Below are 4,672 nucleotides of genomic sequence, written 5' to 3'. Positions count from 1 at the left end.
AGCGGCGAGCAGCGCACGCGCAGCAGGCAGACGGATGCCCCGGGCGATCGCCCGGGGCATGTTCATGTCCGCTCGGCGTCAGCCGAGCAGTTCGCCGGCCAGCAGTTCGAGCGTCTGCTCGCGTCCGGGCGCGGCATCCGTCGGCTCGGACTCGTGCGAGCCCGCGATCGGAGCGACCATGACCTCGTCGATGCCGTGCCGCGCGGCGAGGCGCCGCAGCTGGGTGGCCGCACCCGCGGCATCCGCGATGATCCACCGCTGCTCCATGGCGGCGATGAGCTCGTCGCCGATCGAGTCGGCCGGCGCCGCGGCCGCCTCCTCGATCGTCTCGAGCGAGCGCATGGGGCGGTTGGTGCGCAGCCGCGCCATCGACCGCAGCTGCGGCAGGGCTCGAGCGCGCGCCTCCTCGATCGTGGGCGCGACGGAGGCGTTCACGGTGAGGAACGTCTCGGGCACCGGGTGCGCCTCGCTCGGCTGGTACTCCGTGCGGTAGAGCTCCAGTGCACGCTCGAGGCCCTCGCCCGAGAAGTGGTTCGCGAACACGTAGGGCAGGCCGAGCGACGCGGCGAGCTTCGCCGAGTAGTCGCTCGATCCGAGCAGCCAGAGCGTCGGCACGCCGGCGGCCGCCGGCGTCGCGGTGATCGCGTACTCGCGCCCGCTCGTGAGCCGCAGCGAGGCGCTGTCGGGAGAGAGCAGGCTCAGGATGTCGGCGATGTGGTCGGGGAAGCGGTCGACGTCGGCGGTCGGCCCCGAGATGCGCAGCAACTGCGTGATCACCGGGTCGCTGCCCGGCGCGCGGCCGATGCCGAGGTCGATGCGCCCGGGTGCGAGCGCCTCGAGCGCGGCGAACTGCTCGGCCACCACGAGCGGCGCATGGTTCGGCAGCATGACGCCGCCCGACCCGACGCGGATGCGCTCCGTGCGTGCCGCGGTCGCCGCGATGAGCACCGGCGGCGTCGTCGACGCGACGGCCGGCATGTTGTGGTGCTCGGCGAACCAGTAGCGGGTGTAGCCGGTGCGGTCGGCGAGCTGCGCCAGGCGCACGGATGCCGCGACGGCGCCCGCGCTCGTCTGGCCGGTCCGCACGGGAACGAGGTCGAGCACGGAGAGTCGGAGGGTGTCAGTCATCGTCAGGTGCAACCCCGCCGCCGTGCCCCCGTATTCCGCGGAGCCGCCCTCGCGCCGTCGCCGATCGGGCCCGCGGGTCCCGCGCAGGGGGTGTCGCTCGCGCCTCGCCCTTCATAGGCTGGGTTCGAGCGACGATGCCGTCGCGAGACCTGGGGGAGGAACGCATGACGGTCCACTACGAACTGCCCACGACCGCCGATTTCGCCGCGCTGGCGGGCCCGCACCATCCGGCGATCACCGTCTACGCCTCGACCTCGCCCGTCGTCAGCGAACGGGAACGCGCCGAGGTCGCGGTGAAGAGCGCCTTCGACGAGGCCATCGAGCAGGTGAAGGCGTCGGGCGCGTTGAACGCCGAGCTCGAGGCGCTCCGCCGCGCCCGCGACGCGATCATCGCCGACCAGGAGCTGTGGGCCGGACTCGCCAGGTCGCTGGCCATCTTCGTCTCCCCCGACTTCACCGAGGTCTTCGTGCTCCCCAACCAGCTCGACGACGCCCTGCACGTCGGCTCGCACTTCACGCTCGGACAGCTGCTGCGTGCACCGAGCCAGGACCAGGAGGCGTACGCCGTGGCCGTGTCGGCCAACGAGTGGACGCTCTGGCATGCCACGCCCACCGACCGCGCCGCGCAGATGCCGACCGATCCGTCGCTGCCCAAGAACGCCGACGAAGCGGCGAACCGCGAGGCCGGGGATGCCGGCACGCGTCGCGTCGGTGGTCACGGCGACCGCGGCGCCAGCGAGGACGACCGCCGGGCGTCGACCCTCGACATCTACGCCAAGCGCGTCGCCGACGCCGTGAAGCAGGAGCTGCAGGTGCGCGACCCCGGGGAGCGCGTGCCCCTGTTCGTCTTCGCCGCCGAGCCGACGCTCAGCCAGTTCATCGAGCGCGCACGCAACCACCGCCGCGTCGTCGCGGTGCCGGGCGCGCCCGATCGGCTCGGTCCCTCCGAGATCGACGAGGCCGTTCGGCACGAGTTGGCTGCGCTGAACATCAGCGAGGCCGAGGCGGCCCTGCACGGGCTCGCCGAGGGCAGCGCCGGCCGCGTCGAACGCGACCTCGCAGCGATCGGTCGCCTGGCCGCCGACGGCGCTGTCGAGACGCTGTGGTTCGACTTCACCACCTCGGTGAACGGCACGCTCGACCAGGAGTCGGGCGCGATCGAGTTCGCCACCGGCTATGGCGAGGGTGAGGCACTGCACGACGGCACGCACGCCGGCGACCTGCTCCCGCAGCTGGCGCTCCTCGTCATCGCGAAGGGCGGCAAGGTCGTGACGGTGCGCAGCGACGATCTCGACGGCAACGTGTGGTCGGGTCCGGCGATGGCCGAACTGCGGTTCGCTCTGGCCTAGCGCACGCCCGCGGCATCCGCTCGACGTCGCATGCCGCCGCCGGCATGATGGGTGGACGCGGATGCGGGCACCACGGGGATCGTGAAGCCCTCCCGCCATCGGAAGCGGATCACGACCTCCTCGGCGTGCGAGTCCTCGACCATCACCTCGACGTCCGTGTCGGTGACGACGCGGGGCCCGCGGGTCGAGGGCGCCTCGCGCAGCTCCAGCCAGAGGCTCTCGGGGTGCGGCACCACACCCGGGTTGGCCGCCACGAGGCGCAGCTCCCAGCCGGTCGAGGGGCACAGCCCGCTCCCCGTCACCCGGATGAGGCGGCCCTCCGAGCTCTCGATGGCGATGGCCTCGAAGTCGTTCGCAGAGAAGTCGCAGTGGTTCGGCGCAGTCATGGGTGCGACGTTAGGTCGCGTCGCCCGCGCCCGCGTCAGGGCTGACGCTGAGATCCGGATGCCGCGGGCGGCGCGTCGGGGCATCCGTTCTCGTGCGCCGCACCACATCGACGCTGCGTTGGCAAGCGTCTTCCCGGCCGGGATCGTCGCCCTAGGCTGGTCCGCATGCGATTCGGAATGTTCGTTCCCCAGGGTTGGCGTCACGATCTCGTCGGCATCGAGCCGGCCGAGCACTGGGAGGCCATGCGCGGCCTCGCGGAGTTCGCCGATGCCGGCCCGTGGGAGTCGATCTGGGTGTACGACCACTTCCACACCGTGCCCGTGCCGAGCGAGACCGAGGCGACCCACGAGGCGTGGACCCTCATGTCGGCCTACGCCGCGACCACCTCGCGCGTGCGACTCGGCCAGATGTGCACGTGCATGAGCTACCGCAATCCCGCGTACCTCGCGAAGGTCGCCGCGACGGTCGACGTGATCTCGGGCGGGCGTGTCGAGATGGGCATCGGCGGCGGCTGGTACGAGCACGAGTGGCGCGCCTACGGCTACGGGTTCCCGCCCGTGCCCGAGCGGCTCGCGCGGCTCCGCGAGGGCGTCGACATCATGCAGCAGGCGTGGACCACGGGCACGGCGACGCTCGACGGCGAGCACTACCAGGTCGACGGCGCCATCGTGCGGCCGCTGCCGCTGCAGGAGGGCGGCATCCCGTTCTGGGTCGCGGGCGCCGGCGAGAAGGTGACGCTGAAGATCGCGGCGAAGTACGCGTCGTACACGAACTTCGCCGGCAGCGTCGAGGAATTCGCGCACAAGAGCGAGGTGCTGCGCGGCCACTGCGAGCGGCTCGGCACCGACTTCGACGCGATCACGCAGTCGTCGAACTTCAACACCGTCATCGGCGTCGACGAGGCGGATGTCGAGCGTCGGCTCGCCGCGATCGAGGCGCGGGTCGCGCCGTTCCTCGGGCCGCAGAAGACCGCCGACTACCTCGCGGACTTCCGCAGCCCGAACGCGGCCGTGGGAACGCCCGCGCAGGTGATCGCGAAGCTCGAGGAGCGTCGCGAGCTCGGGCTCGGCTACGTCATCTCGTACTTCCCCGAGGCGGCCTACGACCGATCGGGGCTCGAGCTGTGGGCCTCGGAGGTCATCCCCGCGCTGCAGTAGCCCGGGGACCGGCTCTCGCGTCACGGAACTGCTGGACGCTGGTGCCGGCTTCGCGGCCGCGAAAGCCCGCCTTCGCGTCCAGCAGTTCCGCCTCGAGGCCCGCGGGCGGAGGCCGGCTAGGCCGCGATGGCCTCGTCGAGCTTCTCGGAGAGTTCCGCGTCGGTCGGCTCCGTGAAGTGGGTGCCATCGGGGAACACCACGACGGGGATCTGGGTGCGGCCGCTGATGGCCTTCGCGCGGTCGGCGCCGTCGCTCACGACCTCGAGGTCGACGTAGTCGTACTCGACGCCACGGCGCTCGAGCAGCGCCTTCGAGCGGCGGCAGTCGATGCACCACTCGGCGCCGTACATCGTGATGCGGGCAGGGTTCAGGTCGGGATTCGCAGGGGAGGTCATACCCAGAACCTACGCATCGCACCTGTGCGGTATTCCCAGCTTCCGATTCCGCTTCCGGTGCGCGGGTGCCGATGGCAGACTCGGGCCCATGCGGTTCGAGACCACCATGCTCCTGACCGGCAACAACACCGGCATCGGGTGCTCATCCTCAGCCGTGCCTCGGGCTCGGCGCTGGAACTGCTCGCGGAGTCGCCGCTGCCGGTGGCCTACGTGCGCCGCGTGGCGGACCTCGAGCAGGTGATCCAGGACCAGGACC

At 71.7% G+C, this 4,672-nt stretch carries 5 protein-coding genes; 2 read left to right on the top strand and 3 right to left on the bottom strand.

The genetic code is table 11. The annotated features are described in order from the left end of the window. Positions 1 to 78: 78 nt before the first annotated feature. A complete protein-coding gene (locus tag GH736_RS17640) occupies positions 79 to 1,128 on the bottom strand; it encodes an LLM class flavin-dependent oxidoreductase (RefSeq protein WP_159605651.1) in 1,050 nt (349 codons plus the stop codon). A 164-nt stretch (positions 1,129 to 1,292) separates the two neighbouring features. Between GH736_RS17640 and GH736_RS17635 the strand changes: the two genes are divergently transcribed. Further along, positions 1,293 to 2,477, top strand: coding sequence for a baeRF11 domain-containing protein (locus GH736_RS17635; protein ID WP_159605649.1), 1,185 nt, complete (start codon positions 1,293 to 1,295; stop codon positions 2,475 to 2,477). On the opposite strand, the gene GH736_RS17630 is transcribed toward GH736_RS17635, so the two are convergent. Beyond that, positions 2,474 to 2,863 (bottom strand): hypothetical protein, encoded by a 390-nt coding sequence (locus GH736_RS17630; RefSeq protein WP_159605647.1) that lies wholly within the window; start codon positions 2,861 to 2,863, stop codon positions 2,474 to 2,476. The two genes, GH736_RS17635 and GH736_RS17630, sit on opposite strands and share 4 nt — an antisense overlap. A gap of 165 nt (positions 2,864 to 3,028) precedes the next feature. On the opposite strand from GH736_RS17630, the gene GH736_RS17625 reads away from it, so the two are divergent. Next, positions 3,029 to 4,021 carry an LLM class F420-dependent oxidoreductase gene (locus tag GH736_RS17625; protein WP_159605646.1) on the top strand — a complete coding sequence of 331 codons (993 nt, stop codon included), beginning with the start codon at positions 3,029 to 3,031 and terminating at the stop codon, positions 4,019 to 4,021. Between the two features lie 116 nt (positions 4,022 to 4,137). Here GH736_RS17625 and GH736_RS17620 read toward each other — a convergent pair whose 3' ends face one another. Then, positions 4,138 to 4,416 (bottom strand): glutaredoxin family protein, encoded by a 279-nt coding sequence (locus GH736_RS17620; protein ID WP_159605644.1) that lies wholly within the window; start codon positions 4,414 to 4,416, stop codon positions 4,138 to 4,140. Positions 4,417 to 4,672: the final 256 nt, after the last annotated feature.

Origin of the sequence: Agromyces humi, assembly GCF_009720255.1 — a bacterium.
GTDB lineage: Bacteria > Actinomycetota > Actinomycetes > Actinomycetales > Microbacteriaceae > Agromyces > Agromyces humi.
Note: the sequence above shows the minus strand (reverse complement) of the source record. Positions and strands in the feature narration are given on the sequence as shown.